Origin of the sequence: Pseudoalteromonas sp. SMS1, from assembly GCF_021530565.1 — a bacterium.
In the GTDB taxonomy this organism is placed as follows: domain Bacteria; phylum Pseudomonadota; class Gammaproteobacteria; order Enterobacterales; family Alteromonadaceae; genus Pseudoalteromonas.
This window is the reverse complement of the sequence record NZ_JAKGBI010000005.1, coordinates 126,844-147,821: the sequence shown is the minus strand read 5'-3', so window position 1 is coordinate 147,821 and position 20,978 is coordinate 126,844. Positions and strand designations below refer to the sequence as shown.

The 20,978-nt window shown below is 38.8% G+C and carries 18 protein-coding genes; all 18 read left to right on the top strand.

Annotation, left to right across the window (positions count from 1 at the left end; all coding sequences use genetic code 11):
* The first annotated feature begins 5 nt into the window (after positions 1 to 5).
* Positions 6 to 1,109: an EpsG family protein gene (locus L1286_RS08110; RefSeq protein ID WP_235406399.1), complete on the top strand. Its 1,104-nt coding sequence runs from the start codon at positions 6 to 8 to the stop codon at positions 1,107 to 1,109.
* Positions 1,109 to 2,215: a glycosyltransferase gene (locus tag L1286_RS08105; RefSeq protein WP_235406398.1), complete on the top strand. Its 1,107-nt coding sequence runs from the start codon at positions 1,109 to 1,111 to the stop codon at positions 2,213 to 2,215. Before L1286_RS08110 ends, L1286_RS08105 begins: the two co-directional genes overlap by 1 nt.
* Before the next feature lie 39 nt (positions 2,216 to 2,254).
* Entirely contained in the window at positions 2,255 to 3,112 is an 858-nt protein-coding gene (locus L1286_RS08100; RefSeq protein ID WP_235406397.1) for an ATP-grasp fold amidoligase family protein, read from the top strand.
* Positions 3,113 to 3,153: 41 nt separating this feature from the next.
* Positions 3,154 to 4,398: an oligosaccharide flippase family protein gene (locus L1286_RS08095; protein ID WP_235406396.1), complete on the top strand. Its 1,245-nt coding sequence runs from the start codon at positions 3,154 to 3,156 to the stop codon at positions 4,396 to 4,398.
* Positions 4,399 to 4,622: 224 nt separating this feature from the next.
* Positions 4,623 to 5,465, top strand: a complete 843-nt coding sequence (locus tag L1286_RS24225) for a glycosyltransferase (protein ID WP_235406395.1) — start codon at positions 4,623 to 4,625, stop codon at positions 5,463 to 5,465.
* 266 nt (positions 5,466 to 5,731) lie between these two features.
* Positions 5,732 to 6,898, top strand: a complete 1,167-nt coding sequence (locus tag L1286_RS08085; RefSeq protein WP_235406394.1) for a nucleotide sugar dehydrogenase — start codon at positions 5,732 to 5,734, stop codon at positions 6,896 to 6,898.
* A gap of 14 nt (positions 6,899 to 6,912) precedes the next feature.
* Entirely contained in the window at positions 6,913 to 7,917 is a 1,005-nt protein-coding gene (locus tag L1286_RS08080; RefSeq protein ID WP_235406393.1) for an NAD-dependent epimerase, read from the top strand.
* Between the two features lie 730 nt (positions 7,918 to 8,647).
* Positions 8,648 to 9,769, top strand: coding sequence for a polysaccharide export protein (locus L1286_RS08075; RefSeq protein WP_235406392.1), 1,122 nt, complete (start codon positions 8,648 to 8,650; stop codon positions 9,767 to 9,769).
* A gap of 16 nt (positions 9,770 to 9,785) precedes the next feature.
* Entirely contained in the window at positions 9,786 to 10,220 is a 435-nt protein-coding gene (locus L1286_RS08070) for a low molecular weight protein-tyrosine-phosphatase (RefSeq protein ID WP_235406391.1), read from the top strand.
* A 14-nt stretch (positions 10,221 to 10,234) separates the two neighbouring features.
* Positions 10,235 to 12,472 (top strand): polysaccharide biosynthesis tyrosine autokinase, encoded by a 2,238-nt coding sequence (locus tag L1286_RS08065; protein ID WP_235406390.1) that lies wholly within the window; start codon positions 10,235 to 10,237, stop codon positions 12,470 to 12,472.
* A gap of 22 nt (positions 12,473 to 12,494) precedes the next feature.
* Positions 12,495 to 13,775: a nucleotide sugar dehydrogenase gene (locus L1286_RS08060; protein ID WP_442961692.1), complete on the top strand. Its 1,281-nt coding sequence runs from the start codon at positions 12,495 to 12,497 to the stop codon at positions 13,773 to 13,775.
* 15 nt (positions 13,776 to 13,790) lie between these two features.
* Positions 13,791 to 14,747, top strand: coding sequence for a Gfo/Idh/MocA family oxidoreductase (locus tag L1286_RS08055; RefSeq protein ID WP_235406389.1), 957 nt, complete (start codon positions 13,791 to 13,793; stop codon positions 14,745 to 14,747).
* A gap of 3 nt (positions 14,748 to 14,750) precedes the next feature.
* A complete protein-coding gene (locus L1286_RS08050; protein WP_235406388.1) occupies positions 14,751 to 15,326 on the top strand; it encodes an acyltransferase in 576 nt (191 codons plus the stop codon).
* A gap of 18 nt (positions 15,327 to 15,344) precedes the next feature.
* On the top strand, positions 15,345 to 16,433 hold the full coding sequence (locus L1286_RS08045; protein ID WP_235406387.1) for a DegT/DnrJ/EryC1/StrS family aminotransferase: 1,089 nt from the start codon (positions 15,345 to 15,347) through the stop codon (positions 16,431 to 16,433).
* A gap of 9 nt (positions 16,434 to 16,442) precedes the next feature.
* Entirely contained in the window at positions 16,443 to 17,717 is a 1,275-nt protein-coding gene (locus L1286_RS08040; protein WP_235406386.1) for a lipopolysaccharide biosynthesis protein, read from the top strand.
* Positions 17,714 to 18,394, top strand: coding sequence for an acyltransferase (locus L1286_RS08035; protein WP_235406385.1), 681 nt, complete (start codon positions 17,714 to 17,716; stop codon positions 18,392 to 18,394). Before L1286_RS08040 ends, L1286_RS08035 begins: the two co-directional genes overlap by 4 nt.
* Before the next feature lie 4 nt (positions 18,395 to 18,398).
* Positions 18,399 to 20,369: an asparagine synthase (glutamine-hydrolyzing) gene (gene asnB, locus L1286_RS08030; RefSeq protein ID WP_268832138.1), complete on the top strand. Its 1,971-nt coding sequence runs from the start codon at positions 18,399 to 18,401 to the stop codon at positions 20,367 to 20,369.
* A 2-nt stretch (positions 20,370 to 20,371) separates the two neighbouring features.
* Complete coding sequence (hisH, locus tag L1286_RS08025) at positions 20,372 to 20,977, top strand: imidazole glycerol phosphate synthase subunit HisH (protein ID WP_235406383.1); 606 nt, start codon at positions 20,372 to 20,374, stop codon at positions 20,975 to 20,977.
* The last annotated feature ends 1 nt before the right edge of the window (position 20,978 follow it).

Genomic DNA, 20,978 nt, shown 5'->3' with positions numbered 1-20,978 from the left:
CTCAAGTGTACCTTCATTATTTATTAGTCTTTGCTATTTTTAGCTTTTTATCCTTGCTCGAGGTAAAAGGTTTTTCGAGAAATGTTAAGAAAGCCTTTGCTTTACTATCTGTGTTGACCTTGGTTTTTTTCGCAGGCCTTAGAAATGCTGGAGTTGGCCAGGATGATTTAGCTTATGTGGATATTTACAATAATATTCCACATATTGGCTACTGGATTATAGGTGATTATAGTTACAACTTTCTCGATGTATGGATGGAGCCAGGTTATATAATATTTGGCTCTATTTTAAAGGTGTTTTCTTCGTCTTATATAATTCTTTTTTTAGGCATGTCTCTATTATCAGTTGGCCTAGCATCAAGACAGTACTATAAACTTTCACCATATTTTTTTATAACTGTAGCATTGTTTTTTGTACATACTTTTTTATATCGTGATTTGAATCAGGTACGCTCGGCTGTAGCTGCCGCTATAGGATTATATTTAATTATTCCGTTAGCGAATAAACAGTTTTTCCGCGCAATGCTAGTAGTGGCTCTATCTGTTTCTTTTCATATGGCATCTCTTAGTTATCTAGCAGTTGTTTTTCTATCAGCATTTGAAGTAACGAAGAGAAGGTTATTGTTGTTAGTAAGCTTTGGAATTGCTCTCGGCGCTGTTGGTATCTCAAGTATCGTAATGGCTGTTTTACCGAACATGGGAGTAATAACGAAGAAGTTAAACGATTATTCAGTGGATGGAGTAGTTAATACTACTAGTTTGTTTGATATAACAAATATTAAAAATCTAACTGTTTTTTTCTTTTTGATTTTCCTTTGGGAAAAGCTTGTATATAAAGTGCCTTATTATAAAACATTAATGCTCTTTCTTTCCTTCGGTGTATTTTGGAGGCTTACTTTCTCAGACTTTGGAGCAATTGGGGGACGTATCGCAACTTTTTATAGTATTGTTGAAGTCATTTTAATCCCATGCGTTCTATTGGCATTTAAAGAAAAACTAATTCCTACAATTATTATTTTATCGTACGCGAGTTTGATTCTATATCTAAACTTATTTGTAAGAACTGGAAGGGTAGGATATGAGCTGTCATTTTCTATCATTGGGTTATAATGAAAAAGATACTATACGTTGTTAGCACATTGTCAAAGTGCGGTCCGACAAACCAGCTTTTAAATATTGTAAAAAACTTAGATAAAAGTGAGTTTTCTTGCCATGTATTGACTCTTTCTGATGAGCCAAGCGACTCGTTAAAGCCGTTATTCGATGAGCATCGTGTCAGTACGAGCTCTCTTGGGTTATCTCGACTAAAAGGTTTATTATTTGCAGGGAAAATGCTGAACAAATTTATAGAAGAGTATTCTCCAGATATTATTCATAGTCAGGGTTTCAGAGCAGATAGGCTAGTATCGTCATCACAAATAACGACTAATAAGGTTTGTTCAATCAGAAGCTTTCCTCAACTAGACTTTACCATGCAATATGGAAAGCTATTTGGCCATGCTCTTTCTGTAATGCATTTTAACGCAATGAGAAAGTTCACAAAAGTCGTGGGTGTATCTAACGCAGTAACCAAAAATATTAAAAATACAATTGATTCTACGAATACGTTAACAATACATAATGGAGTAGACAGGGAAAGATTTAGTATTCTACCTTCAGATAATAAAGATAAAATTAGAAACGGTCTTTCGATCAAGCGTGATGACACTATATTTATTACCTCAGGTCCACTAATACCACGTAAAAATTTAAAGTTTTTAATTCAGGCCTTTCAAACCAGAAAAGAGAGCGAGCACCTAGTTTTAGTGGGGAGCGGGGAACTCGAATCAGAATTAAAAAGCTTATCTAAAGGTTCTAGCAACATTCATATCTTGGGTTCAGTCAATGATGTGAATGCTTACTTAAATGGTGCTGACTTTTATATATCAGCATCTAAGGCAGAGGGCTTACCCAATGCAGTGATGGAGGCGATGGCTGTTGGGCTGCCATGTATTTTATCTGACATCCCACCGCATTTAGAAGTTTCTGATATAAAAAATGGTGTAGGAAGTACGTTTAGTTTAGAAAGCATCGACTCACTCATAAGCTCGTTGGATTCCATCGTGGTAAATGACTATGAGACGCTTTCATCAAGCACGCTTGAGTATGTTGAGAGTCACTTTGATGCACGCTCTATGTCTAAGAAGTATCAGCGTATTTATAGAGAGTTTGCATGATGATTAACTTCATAGTGCTTTTTTTCAAAGGTGAGTAACGTGTACAAGCTATATAGAGATTTGAGATTTTATGTTTCTTTCTTGGTTAAAAATAAGTATTTACCCTCATTCTTTTCTAGAAAGTCTTTTAATGAAAAGGTCATATATAGAAAAAGAAAGTGGTCTAATAGCTTATTTTCCGTTTGCTCAGACAAGATAGAAAGCAAGAATTACGTGTCAAAAATAATAGGCGAGGAGATTATTATTCCGAACCTATATGTTGGTGATTTACCATCAATGTCCATCGTAAAAGGTATACTTGAAGAGCATGGTGATTGTTTTATAAAAGCTAATCATAACTCCGGGCCGGTATATAAATTATCCGTAGGTGATAGCGAAGAAAAAATCGCAACTATTTTGTCTTGCATTGCCAAGCAATTAAAAATTGACTTTGGATATATTCAAAATGAATCATGGTATAGCCAAATTAAAAGACAGGTGTTAATTGAAAAGCAACTGAAAACTAGTGAAGACAATGGGGAACTTCGAGACTATAAGTTCCATGTTTTTGAAGGTCATGATGGTGACAGAAACTTTGTGCTTCAAGTAGACTACAACCGTTCTTCTAACCACAATAGGAGTCTTTTTGACTCTAACCTCAATCACATAGATATTGAACTGGATTACCCTTGCATAAATAAAGCGTTTTCGAAACCTGTTAATTTTCAAAAAATGGTGGATATTGCCATTAAACTATCAGAGCCATTTAGCTACGTACGTGTTGATCTCTACAATATAGGCGGAGAGATATATTTTGGAGAGTTAACATTCGCTCACGAGTCAGGCAAAGCTAAATTTAGTTCTAAAGAAGATGATATCTGGTTTGGAAGCTTCTGGCAGAAAGATCCAAGAAAATGACTATATGCAAATTATTGTCTTAACTACCGAAAATTGGCCATATGTTTAAAAAGTTAAGCTCTCAAGACTCAAAAGTTGTATTTCAAAACTTTCTTTCTTTGTTGGTTTTAAGAGGGTTAGATTTTCTGATCCCGCTATTAACCTTTCCATATCTGTTGAAAGCGATTGGTGTTGAAAAATTTGGGTTAGTTAACTTTGCAATTGCACTTTGTGTTTATTTCTCAGCAGTAGTGCAGTATGGGTTCTCAGTGACAGCGACTAGAGACATAGCCCGAAATAGAAGTAATGAACAGAAACTATCTGAAATCTACTCTGTAACCCTAAGTTGTTCGGTTTTTCTTTCGATTGTGTGTTTGATGGCTTATTCTGTCATCGTAATGTCTTTCGAGAAGTTTCGAGTTGATTATGAATTGTTTTTCCTAACCTTTTTGTCGGTTATAACGTCCGCTCTTTTTCCCATCTGGTTCTTCCAGGGGATAGAAAAGATGAAGTTTATTACCTATTTTGGGTTGTTTTCCAAGATCTCATTTCTAGTTAGTTTGTTCATTTTTGTAAAAGAAGAGTCTGATTATATATTGGTTCCTCTTCTAAATTTCGTGTTTTATTTTATTTCTCTTGTTCTTTCACTTTTTGTTATTTCAAAATACCAAAAGGTAAAGTTTAAGCTTGTACCGATAAATCGTATATTAGAAAACTTAGCAAACTCAAAAGATGCATTTATCACTCAGTTTGCACCTAACTTATATACTAATACCTCAGTTTTTTTGTTAGGTATATTTACTAATAATGTGACTGTTGGGGTGTTTACGGCAGCAAGTAAAGTTATTGATGCGCTTGGTTCTTTAGCTTATGTTTTCTCAAATGCCTTTCTACCCTTTATTTCTAGAGAAATAAAAAATCATAAAATGTTTAGCAATATTATGATTTCTGTAGGTGTTATTTTAGCTGTTGCTCTATTGCTTCTTTCGGATTTTATAGCAGGTTTGTTGTTCGCTGATTCAGCAAAAGAAGTTGTTAAGTATATGGAGATAATGTCGATATGCATTCCTCTTATATTCTTAAATCTAACATTCGGTAATAACTACCTAATGCTTGTAGATAAAGAAGCGTACTTCAAAAAGGTTGTTTTATACACTTCTTTGCTGTCGCTCTCTCTCACCTTCCCAGTGGTTTATTATTTTGGGATCTATGGGAGTATTTTTTCATTAATATTTACTCGTATGGTTATTTTTATTTGGGTCTATCCAGTTTACAGAACTGACTGGAAAAAGCGCCTTGATGCTTAGCTTGGAATATGAGTGTAAATAATTTTATTTTTTAGGTAAATGAAGTGATTAGAAAGATTTTTTTATTGTTGAAAGGTTTTTATTTTGAACTGGCCTGCATTCTATGTGATGTTCGAAATATATGTAAAAACTTTTCAAAAATCTCCACGTTAAGGGAGCAAGCTTCAAATGGCGTAGTTTTCGTCTGTTCGTTGAGCTTCTATGAGAAAGAAAAGTGGCAAGTCGTGTCTCAAGTAGAGCTTTGGAAAACGTTTTCTAAGCAGAGTAATGTAGTGATTTGCGGCTCTTTTTTGTCATATTTCATTTATGGCAGAAATTCCAAGTATGTTGTGTCTCTTGAACCTAAATATAATGCGCCTTGTTTTATTTCATATTCAAAGAATCATAAAAAAGTGATTGCATTTATCAGCGATTCTCATAGTAAAAAGTGGTTAAATCAATTTTTATTAAAATCGAATGTAAGTGATGTTTTAACGCCTTATAAAAAGACCCTTATTGAAACAGGGTTCGTGTCGAATCTATCGGAAGCAAATATTCATAGTTTTCCCTGGTGTGTCAATGACAGCATCGTGAGTTCAGAAACACCCACAGTCAGAAGAAAAGATGTTTTGGGGTTTGGTAAAACAGGAACAGAAGTTTATGACTTAAGGCAATGGTCTTTCGAAACTGGAGAGTTGGTTTCATTTGACTATGCGGGGTCTGGAAATCAAAAGTTCACAGGAAATGCTTATTATAATTGGTTATCTACATTCGATGCATGTGTTGTGGGGATGTCTTCTATTGCGCTGTACAATTATACAGTGGCCAAATTTTTTGAAGTTCCATCTCAGGGGATCTTGCTATTTGCATTTCCAACTGTCGATATAGAAGCATTTGGCTTTGAAGATGGCGTAAATTGTGTTTTTGTGAATAAGGATGATTTTCATGAGAAGCTTCGTGCGTTTAAAGAGCAGCCTGAGTTATATATCGATATTAGGAAAAAGGGGTTGAAACTCATACGAGATCATCACACTGTGCGAAACAGGTTAGAGCAATTAAATGATTTAATTGCTCCTGAAAGTATCTAAGCTTCTGAAAGTATTTGGGGTTTGCATAAAAAATTGTATGCGAATTTACGTTTTATAGATTTAGATAGCACACTTTTTATCTCGAGCTTTAGGTAGGTGTGCTTCTTGAGTGCGTTATAAAGAATAAAATTTTTCAGTGATCAATTTTATTAACGAGACTCTAGATGTTGTTCTTTTGTAGCCTGTTGTCTATTAATGATGTTATCGATGTTTGGCTTTATACGAATAGACAGTGTGCTATATCACGATTTGTTAGGAATGATTAAATGAAAATTACCGTTGTGGGAACTGGTTATGTTGGTTTATCCAATGCGTTATTGTTGTCTCAACATAATTCAGTGACCGCTCTAGATATAGATGTTGAAAAAGTTAATTTACTGTGTGACAGAAAATCACCGATTGAAGATCAACACATCTCAGAGTATTTAAAAGACGACGCTTTAGACTTTATTGCAACAACAGACAAAGTTAAAGCGCTGAAAAGTGCAGAGTTTGTCGTAATTGCTACACCTACGGACTATGATCCGGACACAAATTATTTTAATACTTCGTCTGTAGAAAGTGTAATTAAAGACGTATTAGATGTTAATCCAGACGCTGTTATGGTGATCAAATCAACAGTGCCTGTAGGTTACACAGAGGCCGTAAAAGAAAAGTTCAACACCGATAAGATTATTTTCTCACCCGAGTTTTTGCGTGAGGGCAAGGCCCTGTACGATAATTTGTATCCCTCGCGTATTATCGTGGGTGAAAAAAGTGAGCGGGCAGGCATTTTTGCACAGCTTCTAGCGCAAGGTGCCGAAAAAGACTCAATTGAAATCTTATTGACTAATTCGACAGAAGCTGAAGCCATTAAATTGTTTTCAAATACGTATTTAGCGATGCGTGTAGCATACTTTAATGAATTAGACAGCTACGCTGAATCGCATCAGTTGGATACAAAGCAAATTATTGAAGGTGTGAGCTTAGATCCTAGAATTGGTGATCATTACAACAACCCTTCCTTTGGATATGGCGGCTATTGTTTACCCAAAGATACGAAACAACTATTGGCTAACTATAAAGATGTTCCCAATAATATGATTAGAGCCATAGTTGATGCGAACTCAACAAGAAAAGATTTTATCGCGGATTCAATCATAAAGCGCAATCCAAAAGTTGTGGGAATTTATAGACTGGTTATGAAAACGGGGTCAGACAATTTCCGGGCCTCAGCTATTCAAGGTGTTATGAAGCGAATTAAGGCCAAAGGAATAGAAGTTGTGGTGTATGAGCCATCTATACATGAAGACACCTTCTTTAATTCAAGAGTGATTTCAGATGTAGAAGAGTTGAAGTCGATTTCGGATGTTATCATTGCCAATAGAATGGATGACAACCTTTTGGATGTGGCAGACAAAGTTTATACGCGTGACCTGTTTGGTAACGATTAGTTAAAGGTGAAAGAATGAAGTACTTAGTTACCGGTGCTGCTGGCTTTATCGGCGCAGCAGTATGTCAGAGGCTTTTAGAGGGTGGGTTTGAAGTTGTTGGTATTGATAATATTAACGATTACTACGATATCGATTTAAAGCATGCAAGATTGAATAAGATTGAGAGTAATAAGTTTACTTTTGTTGAGTTGGATATTGCAGATCGAGATGCTATTTCTGCTTTATTTAAAGCGCAGCGTTTTGACCGTGTTATTCACCTAGCGGCGCAAGCCGGTGTGAGGTATTCGATTGAAAATCCACATGCATACGCCGACAGTAATTTAGTGGGTCACCTTAATATTCTCGAAGGGTGTAGACAAGAAGAGGTTGCTCACCTGATCTATGCTTCATCGAGTTCTGTATATGGGTTGAATGAAAAAACCCCATTTGAGACAAGTGACTCAGTGGATCATCCCATTTCATTTTATGCTGCAACGAAGAAATCAAATGAGCTGATGGCACACAGTTATTCTCATTTGTATGACTTGCCTACCACAGGCTTACGCTTTTTTACAGTGTATGGGCCATGGGGCAGACCAGATATGGCGCCTTATATTTTTACTAAAAAGATACTGAATGGAGAAACCATCGACGTAAATAATAACGGCGACATGTGGCGAGATTTTACGTACATTGACGATATTGTAGAAGGGATTGTTAGGATCGCAGATGTTGTGCCAACTCGCGATGCAACGTGGAAAGTCGAAAGTGGCAACCCTGCGTCGAGCTCCGCTCCTTATGCTGTATACAACATTGGCCATGGCAGTCCAATAAACTTAATGAGCTTCATAGAAGCAATCGAAGAAGCGTTAGGCGTAGAAGCCAAAAAGAACTTTAGAGAGATGCAAGCTGGAGACGTCTATAAAACTTTTGCAGATACAGCGGACCTCTTTGAAGCAACAGGCTATAAGCCTAAAGTTGGTGTTCAAGAAGGTGTCGCGCAACTTGTGAAGTGGTATAAAGCATTTTACGTAAAGTAAAATGATGTGCGCTTATTCATGGTTTTCGCAGCTAAATGGTCGTAGATGACAGCTGCGAAATGCTGTGTATATTCATACCCATCTTTAAATATATGTCGTATGTATTTTGATGCGAAATATAGACAGGAAAATGCGCTGTGCTGTGGTCATAGAAATGTACGATTTAGGTGCTTAGTGAGAATGCAAAGGTGGGCACCGCTTAATTCGAAGTTATAATTGGCTATGTATAAATTATGGTATACAATGAGCTTCGATGGAATCATTGACAATAGCTAAACTGAGTAAAGGGACTTATGTGTGTTTAGAATCACTTCAAACTTCTTCGTGTGCCCTCAATTTTTTGGTTAGCTTAAGATTCAAAAGTAAAAAGTGAAGTACGGGACTGTGGCGAAGGTATATGCTTTCGCAATTGCTTGAATCGAGTTAGTGTTGTTTTTTTTGCAACGTGGACTGGCGGAAATATGTATAGCCGTTTTAAGTTTGTATTTATTCAAGTTGCAGACCTAAAGAAGGTTTTTTTTTATGTGTTGAGCTGCATTTTTGTACAATTCTAGATTGGTACTAATTGCAACAAATCTTTAGTAAAACTCATGTAACATTAACGCAATGTAAACTTGCGATTGATTTCGTCGCATGCTTTAATTAGCCATCGCATAAGTAGCACTTATGTTTCTGAGCCTTTCTGAGTTCAGATGGTAAGAATAAGTATTAAAATATTTAGGAATAACAAATGGCCCAACGCTGTAAAAATTTCATTGCCGCATCTGCTGCAGCATGTGTTTTGGTAATGAGTGGCTGCACCTTAATCCCAGGTGGGCATTACGAAGGAATTACGTCAGGTGATAAAACAACAAGCTTGGAGCAGGACCTTTCAAAAGTTAATATCCAGCTTATTGATTCTACTTTAATTAAGCAGCAAAAAAGCAAATCTAAACCTGCTAACAAACCTGTATCCCAAGGTGTAGATGTTTCGAGTTATGAGTACCGTCTTGGTATCGGTGATGTCATCACTGTCGGGGTTTGGGATCATCCAGAATTAACCATTCCAGCTGCGGTACAAAGAACAGCCGAATTCGATGGATTTAGAGTACAGGCAGATGGCACAGTGACTTATGCCTATGCACCTAAAGTGCCAGCGGCAGGGAAAACGGTTGTTGAGCTCAGAGAAGAATTAACAAAACGACTTAGTCGCGTGATTGAAGACCCCCAAATAGACGTTAAAGTGGTTGGCTTTAAAAGCCAAAAAGCTTATGTAACTGGTGAAGTGAATAAACCAGGTGTTTACCCTATCACTGAAACGCCATTAACGCTTGTCGATGCAATTAATTTAGCAGGAGGCTTATCTGAAAGGGCTGACTGGCAAGTTGTAACCTTTTCTAGAGGGAACGTCGTTGAGCGAATTGAATTAGACAACTTCTATGCCAAAGGCGATATTTCTCAAAACCGATTGTTAAAGCATGGAGACGTGATTCACGTATCTCGTAATGACAAACGTAATGTCTATGTGATGGGAGAAGTCAGCAAGGTTGGAACTGTTGAAGTGAACCGTTATGGGTTAAGCCTTGCAGAAGCGCTGTCTGAGGTCGGTGGTATCAATGAGCGTAGTGCAGATGCAAACGGCATATTCGTTTTGAGAAAAAGAGATCTCGAGAAAGATGGCGTAATTGCAGATGTATATCAATTAAGAGCGAACAACATCGCAGCGTTGGTGTTTGCTGAGCAATTTGAGCTAAAGCCACAAGATATTGTTTATGTAACGAGCGCGCCAATAGCACGCTGGAACAAAGTGATCAGCTTGTTACTTCCTTCATTGACTACAGTTGATGCGATTCAAGACATAGATAATCAGTAGATAGGTACATAAAGAAATGTTTGATAGTATATTGGTTGTCTGCGCCGGGAATATCTGTAGAAGTCCAACTGCCGAGTACATCTTAAAAGATAAGCTAGTAAACACGAGTATCAAAGTGTCTTCTGCTGGGCTCACGGCCCTAGAAGGGAAAGAAGCTGATTCATTAGCTAAAGAGCTTGCAAGTGCAAAAAATGTAGATATGTCACCCCACCGAGGACGTCAAATCAGTACATCTTTAGTTAACAGCAATTCACTTATTCTCGTGATGGAGCAACGACACTTGCAAGACCTTTGCGCGCGTTACCCAGAAGCTCGCGGGAAAACGTTTTTGCTTGGCAAATGGCTTGGAGATAAAGAAATACCAGACCCATACAGACAAAGCCGAGAGGCTTTTGAACACGTGTATGAGTTAATTGAAGGCGCATGTAGCGCTTGGCAGAAGTATTTATAAGGATGAAAGAGTTAATGAATGCTCAATCAAACCTACCGAATGGCGCGCAAAATAAACAAGCGTTAGGGCAAGCAAGTGAAATCGATTTAATGGCATTGTTCGGCGCCCTATTAGATAGAAAAATCTTTATTCTATTTGTGACAACATTATTCATGATTATTGGTGTTGCTGTTGCCACTTTTAGTACACCTATTTACCAAGCGACTTCTATGATTCAGGTCGAAGAAAAGGGAGGCTCTGTTCCCGGCTTTGATGAGCTTGGCGGCATGTTTGAAAGTACGTCAGCGGCCGTTACTGAAATTGAATTACTCAAATCACGAAGCATTATTGGCGAAGCGGTTGATAGCTTAAAGCTCAATATTGTCGCTAAACCAAAATTGTTTCCTGTTATCGGTAATAGAGCATTCAGGCAATATACACCAGTACAGGAGGGAGACCTAGCTGAACCAAGCTTTGGTGCTTCAAGTTATGCCTGGGGCGGTGAGAAAATTGAAGTGTTTAAGTTTGATGTTCCTAGAAACGCAATTGGTTCAAATTTTAAATTGGTTGCGTTAGAAAATAATCGATTTGAATTATTTAACGGAAACGACGAGAGTATCCTTAAGGGCAAGGTCGGCGAAGAAATTAGCCGCGGTACCTTCAAGTTAACACTTAAAACACTGATTGCTCGCCCGGGCACTGAGTTCGTGCTAACAAAGCGTGATCGTTTAAACACAATTTTAGCTTTACAAGCTGCAATCGGTGCGAGCGAAAAAGGAAAAGATTCTGGCATCATTAATCTACGCCTTCAAAGTGAAGGCGCTGAGTATGCACAAACTGTTTTAAACAAAGTAGCCAGTATTTACGTTAGAAGAAACGTCGAGCGCAACAGTGCTGAGGCACAAAAATCACTTGAGTTTTTAGAGTATCAATTGCCACAAGTTAAAAAGCAACTAGAGGCCGCTGAGCAGCGTTTTAACGATTATCAAGTTAAGCAGCAATCAGTAGATATCTCACTTGAAACGGAAGGTGTATTAAAGCAGCTTGTTAAACTAGAAACCCAACTTCAAGAGCTAGAGCTTAAGAAACTAGAGGTGGGACGCAAGTTCAAACAAAGCCACCCAAGCTATCAAGCCGCCGTTGAGCAAATTTCAGTTGTTCAGGATCAAAAGAGACGTTTGGCTGCGCAAGTTCAAGTTTTACCAGAAACACAGCAAGAACTATTACGTTTAACGCGTGATGTTGAGGTTAACAATGAAATCTACACGTTGTTACTTGCGAAAACTCAAGAGCTAGATATTGTTCGTGCGGGCACTGTGGGAAATGTGCGTGTAATCGACCTTGCTGAAGTGAATACGTCACAACCAGTAAAACCAAAGAAAGCGTTAATTGTTATCATCACGACGCTGTTGGGCAGCTTGCTTGCCATCGCGATCGTGTTAATTCAAAAAGCGATTCATAAGGGCATTGAAGATCCAAGTGAAATAGAAGCGTTAGGTTTACCTGTTTATGCAAGCGTACCTTACTCGGAGTATCAGGTTAAATTAACCGGATTTGCGAAAGCGCGAAAAGGTAAGACTGCGAAAGCAAAATCGATATTAGCAGTGGATAACCCCGCAGACCTTTCTATTGAAGCATTGCGTAGTCTTCGTACAAGCTTACATTTTGCGATGATGGAAGCTAAAAATAATGTCATTGCGATATCTGGCCCAAGTCCAGGCGTAGGTAAATCATTTATCTCCGTAAACTTATCAACGGTGCTTGCTCAGAGTGACAAGAAAGTCTTAATTATCGACGCAGATATGCGTAAAGGCTACTTACAAACTCAGTTTGGTATGAAGTGGGACAATGGATTGAGTGATTACTTATCGGGAAGGATCAGTCTTGAGGAAGCGACGAAGCACAGCCAAGTTGAAGGCTTAGATGTTATTACAAGAGGTCAAATTCCACCAAACCCTTCTGAATTATTAATGCATGAAAACTTCACCAAGCTCGTTGAAGAAGTTAGCGCAAAATATGATTTAGTAATTATAGATACACCGCCAATTTTAGCGGTAACAGACCCTGCAATAGTCAGTGCCCATGCAGGCAGTACATTGCTAGTAACACGCTTTGGTCAAAACCATGTTAAAGAGTTAGAGCTAACCTGTAACCGCTTTGAACAAAATGGGATTGATGTGAAAGGTGTTGTATTTAATGGTGTTGTAAAGAAAGCAAGTAATGCCTATGGGTATTATGGCTACTACAACTATGAATATAAATCAGACAAGTAAAAAATCATTTAGGAATAATGTAATGATGTCTCCAAATTCAGATACGCGAATCGCCATTATCGGCCTCGGTTATGTAGGGTTGCCTTTGGCAGTCGAGTTATCGAAAAAATACAATGTACTAGGGTTTGATATTAATACCGCTCGAGTAGATGAACTTAAATCTGGTCATGATTCAACAATGGAAGTTTCTGATGACGCTTTACAAGCTGCGACATCACTAAGATTTGCATTTGATAAGGCAGAGCTTGCCGAGAGTACAGTCTACATTGTCACTGTACCGACTCCAATAGACGACAATAACGCACCAGATTTAACACCTTTGCAAAAAGCATCAGAAATGATCGGCGAGTTTGTTAAAAAGGGTGATGTGGTTATCTATGAATCGACTGTTTACCCTGGCGCTACAGAAGAAGTGTGTTTGCCTATCATTGAAAAAGTATCAGGTTTGAAATTCAATGAAGACTTTTTCGCAGGTTACTCTCCAGAGCGAATCAATCCTGGTGATAAAGTAAATACGCTTACAAAAATCATGAAGATCACTTCGGGTTCAACACCTGAGGTTGCTGATTTTGTTGACGCACTTTACGGGTCTATCGTAGAGGCTGGTACGCACAAAGCGAGTTCATTGAAAGTTGCTGAAGCAGCAAAGGTTATTGAAAATACGCAGCGTGACTTGAACATTGCCATCATTAATGAATTTGCAAAAATTTTCAATCGCTTAGGTATCGACACCGAAGAGGTTCTTGAAGCGTCGGGTACAAAATGGAACTTCTTGAAATTCAAACCGGGTCTAGTAGGCGGCCACTGTATTAGTGTTGACCCATACTACCTAACGCACAAAGCGCAAGAAGTGGGTTATCGCCCTGAGGTTATTTTAGCAGGTCGTCGTATCAATGATGGCATGGGTGAATATGTTGCGACTCAATTAGTGAAAAAGCTTTTAAGCAAAAAAATTCACATTGACGAAGCAAAAGTACTCATCCTTGGTTTCACTTTTAAAGGTGATTGTCCGGATGTGCGTAACACTAAGATCATTGACATTGTAAAAGAGTTAAAAGATTTCAACATGTCAGTTGACGTGTACGACGATTGGGCTTGTCCGAATGAAGTTAAACATGAGTATGGTATTGACCTTATTTCTGAACTAGAGGAAGGGATGTACGACGGGATTGTACTTGCTGTAGACCACTCTGAGCTAAAAGAGTTAGGTGAGCAAAAGTTACGCTCATTTGGTAAAGAAAATCACGTACTATACGATGTTAAACACGTATTAAAACCATCAGAAGCTGACATTAGACTTTAAGGAAATTGCCGTAGTATGAAAAATTTTGCATTGATAGGTGCAGCGGGTTATATCGCACCACGCCACCTTCGCGCTATCAAAGACACTGGCAACAACTTGGTTGCGGCGATGGATATTAACGATTCAGTAGGCATTATGGATAGCCATTTTCCTGAAGCCGAATTCTTTACTGAATTTGAAGACTTTACTGCATTTGTTGAAGATCAAGATATGCAGGGGAAGAAGCTCGACTATATCGCAATTTGTAGCCCGAATTATCTCCATGCTCCCCACATGAAATATGCGCTTAAAAACGGTATTGACGTGATTTGTGAAAAGCCACTCGTTCTTAACTCAGAAGACATGGATATTCTCAAGGGCTATGAGCAGAAGTACGGTGCTAAAGTAAATTCTATTTTGCAGCTTCGTTTACACCCTTCAATCATTGCACTAAAAGAGAAAGTAGCAGCTGCACCCGCTGACAAAGTCTTTGATGTTGACCTTACTTATATGACTTCACGTGGAAAATGGTACATGAAGTCTTGGAAAGGCTTTGATCATAAATCAGGTGGTGTAGCCACTAACATCGGCGTACATTTCTACGATATGTTGCACTTTATTTTTGGTGAGCTACAAAGTAACGAAGTGCATTATCGTGATGAAAAAACGGCCAGTGGTTACCTTCAATATGAAAGAGCTCGCGTTAAGTGGTTTTTATCAATCGATGCCAATAACCTACCAGAAAACGCGGTGAAAGGTGAAAAGCTGACTTATCGTAGTATCACAATTAATGATGGTGATTCAGCGGAAGAACTAGAGTTTTCAGGAGGTTTTACCGATCTTCACACTCTAAGTTATCAAAATATTTTAGCGGGCAATGGCTTCGGTGTGGATGAAAACCGCATTGCAATTGAAACAGTAGAAAACATCCGTATCCAAGATGTTGTTGAAGCTGGTGAAAAAGCTCACCCATTACTAACAAAGGTACTTTAATTTATGAACTACCATGTGCATGAAAGTGCGATTGTAGACGAGGGTGCACAAATTGGTGCTGACACACGTGTATGGCACTTTGTGCACGTTTGTGGCGGCGCAAAAATTGGCACAGGATGCTCGCTAGGACAAAACGTTTTTGTTGGTAATAAAGTCACTATAGGCAATAACGTAAAAGTACAGAACAATGTGTCTGTGTACGATAATGTGCATTTGGAAGATGACGTGTTTTGTGGGCCGAGCATGGTATTCACTAATGTGTATAACCCTCGTTCTTTTATAGAGCGCAAAACAGAATACAGAGACACTCTCGTTAAGCGTGGCGCAACGCTTGGTGCAAACTGTACAATTGTTTGTGGTGTTACCATTGGTGAGTACTCACTTGTAGGCGCTGGTGCTGTAATTAATAAAGATATAAAACCGTTTGCATTAATGGTAGGTGTACCTGCAAAGCAAATCGGTTGGATAAGTAAGTATGGTGAACAACTTGATTTGCCATTAGAGGGAAATGGTACCGCGACCTGTGAACACACAGGCGAAAAGTATCAGTTAGAAAATGGCTTTGTTTCAATACAATAATATTTAGAAGTTACAAAAATGCAATTCATAGATTTAGCAGCGCAATATCAACATCTAAAAGATAAAATCGATGCGCGTATCCAAACAGTTTTAGACCATGGTAAATATATCATGGGGCCTGAAGTACAAGAGCTTGAAAAGCAGTTATCTGATTATGTCGGTGTAAACCATACGATTACTTGTGCCAATGGCACGGATGCATTAACACTTGCATTAATGGTTCTGGATGTGCAAGAAGGTGATGCTGTTTTTTGTCCTACTTTTACCTTTTTTGCGACAGCAGAAACAATTGCATTTGAAGGTGCAACCCCAGTATTTGTTGACTCGAATGAAGATACATTTAACATTTGCCCTGTAGATTTGGAAAAGCGAATCGAAGCTGTTCTTGCTGATGGTACATTAAAACCCAAAGCAATTATTGCCGTTGATTTATTTGGACTACCGGCAGATTATATTGCACTCAGGAAAATTGCAGATAAGTACGACTTAAAAATCATTGAAGATGCTGCACAGGGCTTTGGCGGTGAAATTAATGGTCAGCGTGCAGGGTCCTTTGGTGACATTGCAACAACCAGCTTCTTCCCTGCAAAACCTTTGGGTTGTTATGGTGATGGTGGAGCGCTTTTCACTGACAATGACGAATATGCTGAGTTACTTAGGTCTTACCGTGTTCATGGAAAAGGTAAAGACAAGTACGATAATGTACGTATCGGCATGAATTCTCGTTTGGATACACTCCAAGCTGCGATTTTGCTAGAAAAGCTAGCCGCTTTTCCACAAGAGCTCATCAACAGAAACAAAGCGGCTGAAAAGTATACTCAGGAGCTCAATACAACGTATAAAACGCCTGTTGTGCCAGAAGGTTATGTTAGCTCATGGGCACAATATACGCTGGTTGCTGAAGATAGAAACGCGGAAATGGCAAAGTACAAAGAGCAGGGTGTGCCAACCGTGGTGTACTATGGCACTTGTATGCACGAACAAACCGCTTTCAATTATTTGGGATATCAAGTAGGGGACTTCCCCGTAGCTGAAAAGCTCGCAAAGTCAGTCTTCAGCTTGCCAATGCATGGTTATTTAAATTTAGATGCAAACTCTGAACAGTAGTCTTTTAGCGTGAGAACACTTTCTAGTAATTCGTTCGCAAAAGCATTTGCTGCAATATTATCAGCGAATATCTTCGCACAAATAATCCCATTTCTGGCTGCTCCAGTCTTAACTAGACTGTATGCGCCAGAAGATTTTGGTCTATTTGCAACTATCACATCGATCGCTGCGTTTCTCGCAGTTTTTGCGTCAGCGAAATTAGAGTTGGCGATCATCGTTGCAAAAAATAATGTGCAAAGAAAGAGCTTAACTACCTTATGCTTACAGCTGTTGGTTATTTTTTCTTTAGTTATTTTGTTTATGCTTATCGCAGCATCTTTTTTGTTCCCTGATGTCGATATAGGAATGAACTCACTAATCGCTGCTTTCGTTGTGTTTTTATTTATATTCTTTACTGGTCTTTATAACATTCTGACGTGTGTCGCGAACGCCAATAGTGAATATAAAAAGATTGCATTAAACTCTGTACACTTTTCATTGCTGAATAATTCTTCATCAATCGCTTTGGGTTTTCTAAGTACGCTAGGCCTAATTTATAGCTTTATTATTTCTAGGGCTTTTAGTTGTTTTAAAATGCTTAGTTCAGCTCAGTGGTCTGAACAAATTAAGCGACTCAAAGCTAAAAGGGTCTTATCGCGCAAAAATGCCTTTTTAATAAAAAGGTTTAGAAAATACCCAGTGTACTCAGTGCCCTCTGAAGCACTAGATATTTACACTAAGCAAATGCCCATATTTCTCATGGGATTATTTTCCGGTGCTTATGCTGTGGGACTATTTGCGCTTGTAGATAGGGTGTTGAGTAAACCGCTCTCCATAGTTGGTAGAGCTGTCGCGTTGCCATTTAGAGGCGAAGCTGTAAAGAGGTACAACGAACAAGGTTCTTGTAGACCAATTGTCTTAAAGGTCCTGCTCGTTTTGACAGCAATGAGCATTGTGCCGTTTTGTATACTGTATTTCTATGCAGAAAGCTTGTTTGGGTTGGTTTTTGGCGAAGAGTGGAAAAAAGCAGGTGAGTTCGCAAAGTTACTAGTGCCTATTTTCTTTTTTCAATTTATCACCAGCCCTATTACTTTTGTCTTCCATATTGCAGGTAAACAGCAAGTAGATTTTTACATACATATATTTATGGTAATAATACTGACTTCCTGCTTTTTGGTTGGCTACCAGGTCTATGACAATGAACTACTGGCTTTACAGTTATATTCTGTAGCTTATTCATTTATCTATATTTTATATATTTACTTGTCAATAAAGTTTTCGGTGAACACGAAGGAAAACAAATGAAAACCTTTGTTAAAAACCTAGTTTGGTTATTCATAAAAAAAATTAAAATACTCTCACCTATGTACTACACAAGGGGCACACAATCTCCTTGTAAAGCAAGGTTTTTTCTCTGGCAAAAAGTTTTGCGGTTTAATAGCTCAGTGTATTGGCCAGTTCACTTTGCAAGCAAAGTGTCCAGCCCAGAAAAGATTTTTGTTGGGATAGATGCCAGCCCTGGCTTTATGCCTGGGTGTTACATTTATGGCACTGCGGGTATCTATGTTGGGCATTACACGCAAATCGCCCCTAATGTAGGTATAATGAGCGGAAATCACGATGTCTACGATTCGAGAAAAACCGTTGATAATGACAGTCCAGTTGTCATTGGTGATTACTGTTGGATTGGCATGAATTCGATGATTCTTCCTAAAGTGGTACTTGGTGATCATACAATCGTTGCAGCAGGTGCCGTAGTTACAAAAAGCTTTCCAAAAGGTCACTGTGTTTTAGCAGGCGTACCTGCAAAGGTCGTTAAAGAGCTAGACCCACAAGAGGTCGTTAAATTCGAAAATGCAAACAAGTTTCATGGCTATATTTCACACGAAGATTTTGAAAGGTTCTCAGCGCAAAAACTGGCGATAGAACCCTATAGCAAAATTAGAAGCAAGTACGGTCTAGATAGTATCGGAGAAAATTAAGAAAATGTGTGGCATTTCGGCAATATTTTCCCCAAAGGGAATGAAACTCGAACACTTAGTCAATTTAAATACACCTATCTTGCATAGAGGGCCTGATGATGAGGGCTACTATCTGTCAAGCTGGGATAACAATTCAGGTAAGCACCTGTTTGGTAAAACGTCACCTGTAGAAACTCAGCAGATGTTCCAGTTAGAGGATGTTGATAGCTGTGTTTCTGAAACGGGCAATGTGTTGCTGGCTCACCGTCGCTTGGCGATCCGTGATGTGTCAGCACGAGGTCATCAACCTATGACCTGTAACAAGCAGCGTTTTAATATCATATACAACGGCGAAGTTTACAACAGCGACGAGATTAAATCTGAGTTAGTTGAATTGGGTTACCACTTTGAGTCGACGACCGATACAGAAGTCATTTTATACGCTTTTGTTGAGTGGAAAGAAAAAATGTTATCCAAACTCAACGGTATGTTCTCAATCCTGATTTATGATGCTCAAGAGCAAAACTTGTTTATTGCCAGAGACCGCTTTGGCATTAAGCCACTGTATTATTGGCAATTAGAAGATGGTGGTTATGCATTTGTTTCTGAAATTAAGCAACTGCAAATGTTGCCTAATTGGGAAGCAAAACTAAATCATGAAAGAGCGTTTGATTTCCTGAATTGGGGGCAGACAGATCACACACACGAAACCATGTTTGCTGGGGTATTGCATTTACCGCCGGGGCATTATGCTTATTTATCCGCGAAAAATTCGCAGCAAACATTGAATCCTATTCGTTGGTACAACTGGGATACGCCAGAGTTCACTGGTACTTTTGAAGAGGCTGTGGAAAAGTTCGAATCATTGTTTGTGAGTTCGGTTGACTATCGCCTGAGGGCTGATGTGCCCATCGGCACATGCTTGTCAGGTGGGCTTGACTCATCATCAATTGTGTGTGTTGTGAATGACCTCTTACAACAGAAACAAGTACAGAAAACATTTTCTAGTTGCTCGGAACATAAACGCTTTGATGAGCGCGAGTTCGTCCATGAAGTGTTAAATAAAACCAAAAATATCGAACCTCACCTTTTCAATTTAGAGCATAAGAAGTTTTCGAGCACATTACCTAAGATCATTTATCATCAGGATGAGCCGTTTTTATCTCCTTCGGTTTTTGCTGAATGGTCGGTATTCGAGACCGTGAGTCAAAATGGCGTGAAAGTAACGCTAGACGGTCATGGTGCCGATGAGCAGTTATGTGGTTACCACACATTTTACGGACCTTTACTGTACTCTTTATTTGCGAAAGGTCAGTGGTTACAATTGGTGAAGGAAATCAAGGCGCTCAAAAAGCTCCATGGATATGGTCTAGGGTACTCTTTACCAAAAATCGTTAGAGGCATATTACCTGACTCGTTGAACCAGTTCTTATTTAAAATAACCAATCGACCGACTAAACAGGTAAATTGGATAGATTTGGATCGGCTTAAAGTTGACAGCCAAAGTGAAACCGCTGTTCCCGATGTATTTGATTTGAAAAAGCTATCATTTCAACAAATGACTCAGCACAGCTTGCCTAAACAGCTTCGTTGGTGTGATAGAGATTCTATGGCTTTTTCTGTGGAGTCGCGAGTTCCATTCGTAGACTATCGAGTCGTTGAATTCCTATATTCCTTACCGAGTACCTACAAACTTGAAAAAGGCATCACAAAACGCGTTCTTCGTGAGTCCATGAAAAATTACCTTCCGACGAAGGTTAAAGATAGAATTGATAAAATGGGTTTTGTTACGCCTGCTGAGATCTGGGTGAAAGATGATCCGGAGCATTACCTTCAACTCATTGACTCGGCTGTTGAAAAATCTAAAGGCATCCTGAATCAGGAAGCAAAAAACCGACTTACTCGTATGGTAAAAGGCGAGCAGAAGTTTGATCACTCTTTTTGGCGGATAATATTTTTTGCTGAATGGATGGATACATTTAAAGTCGAGGTATAGAAATGTTGGTAATTGTTGACTACGGTGCCGGGAACTTGGGGTCATTGGTGAATATGTGTAAGCATGTTGGCATCGAGGCAAAAGTGAGCGCATCACCTGAAGATATTTTGACTGCTAAACATATTATATTGCCGGGCGTTGGGGCGTTTGACCATGGTATGAAAAAGCTCAATGAATCAGGCTTGGTAGAAGCCCTAAATAAAGCCGTGTTAGAACTAAACACGCCTGTTTTAGGCATTTGTTTAGGCATGCAACTTATGACATTGAGCAGTGAAGAGGGCACATTACCTGGGTTAGGTTGGATCAATGCTAAGACTGTAAAAATTCCAGTTGTCGATGATATTAAGGTACCGCATATGGGGTGGAGCTTAATTAATTATCAAAAACAGGAAGCCATCAACCAAGATCCACTGCCGAATGAAAGGTATTATTTTGTTCATTCATATTGTGTACAATGTCTAGATGCAGACGATAGGCTTGCTCAAGTAACTTACGGCACTGATTTTGATGTTATGTTCCAAAAAGGGAACATTATCGGCGCGCAATTTCACCCTGAGAAAAGCCATAAGTTTGGAAAAAAACTGCTAAAAAGCTTTGCACAGTTATAAG

What these genes read in the sequence shown, in the direction of transcription:
- L1286_RS08075 (WP_235406392.1), top strand. Translation starts at nt 8,648, where the DNA reads ATGGCCCAACGCTGTAAAAATTTCATTGCCGCATCTGCTGCAGCATGT.
- L1286_RS08055 (WP_235406389.1), top strand. Translation starts at nt 13,791, where the DNA reads ATGAAAAATTTTGCATTGATAGGTGCAGCGGGTTATATCGCACCACGC.
- L1286_RS08095 (WP_235406396.1), top strand. Translation starts at nt 3,154, where the DNA reads ATGTTTAAAAAGTTAAGCTCTCAAGACTCAAAAGTTGTATTTCAAAAC.
- L1286_RS08050 (WP_235406388.1), top strand. Translation starts at nt 14,751, where the DNA reads ATGAACTACCATGTGCATGAAAGTGCGATTGTAGACGAGGGTGCACAA.
- L1286_RS08065 (WP_235406390.1), top strand. Translation starts at nt 10,235, where the DNA reads ATGAATGCTCAATCAAACCTACCGAATGGCGCGCAAAATAAACAAGCG.
- asnB (WP_268832138.1), top strand. Translation starts at nt 18,399, where the DNA reads ATGTGTGGCATTTCGGCAATATTTTCCCCAAAGGGAATGAAACTCGAA.
- L1286_RS08080 (WP_235406393.1), top strand. Translation starts at nt 6,913, where the DNA reads ATGAAGTACTTAGTTACCGGTGCTGCTGGCTTTATCGGCGCAGCAGTA.
- L1286_RS08045 (WP_235406387.1), top strand. Translation starts at nt 15,345, where the DNA reads ATGCAATTCATAGATTTAGCAGCGCAATATCAACATCTAAAAGATAAA.
- L1286_RS08060 (WP_442961692.1), top strand. Translation starts at nt 12,495, where the DNA reads ATGATGTCTCCAAATTCAGATACGCGAATCGCCATTATCGGCCTCGGT.
- L1286_RS08085 (WP_235406394.1), top strand. Translation starts at nt 5,732, where the DNA reads ATGAAAATTACCGTTGTGGGAACTGGTTATGTTGGTTTATCCAATGCG.
- L1286_RS08105 (WP_235406398.1), top strand. Translation starts at nt 1,109, where the DNA reads ATGAAAAAGATACTATACGTTGTTAGCACATTGTCAAAGTGCGGTCCG.
- hisH (WP_235406383.1), top strand. Translation starts at nt 20,372, where the DNA reads ATGTTGGTAATTGTTGACTACGGTGCCGGGAACTTGGGGTCATTGGTG.
- L1286_RS08070 (WP_235406391.1), top strand. Translation starts at nt 9,786, where the DNA reads ATGTTTGATAGTATATTGGTTGTCTGCGCCGGGAATATCTGTAGAAGT.
- L1286_RS08035 (WP_235406385.1), top strand. Translation starts at nt 17,714, where the DNA reads ATGAAAACCTTTGTTAAAAACCTAGTTTGGTTATTCATAAAAAAAATT.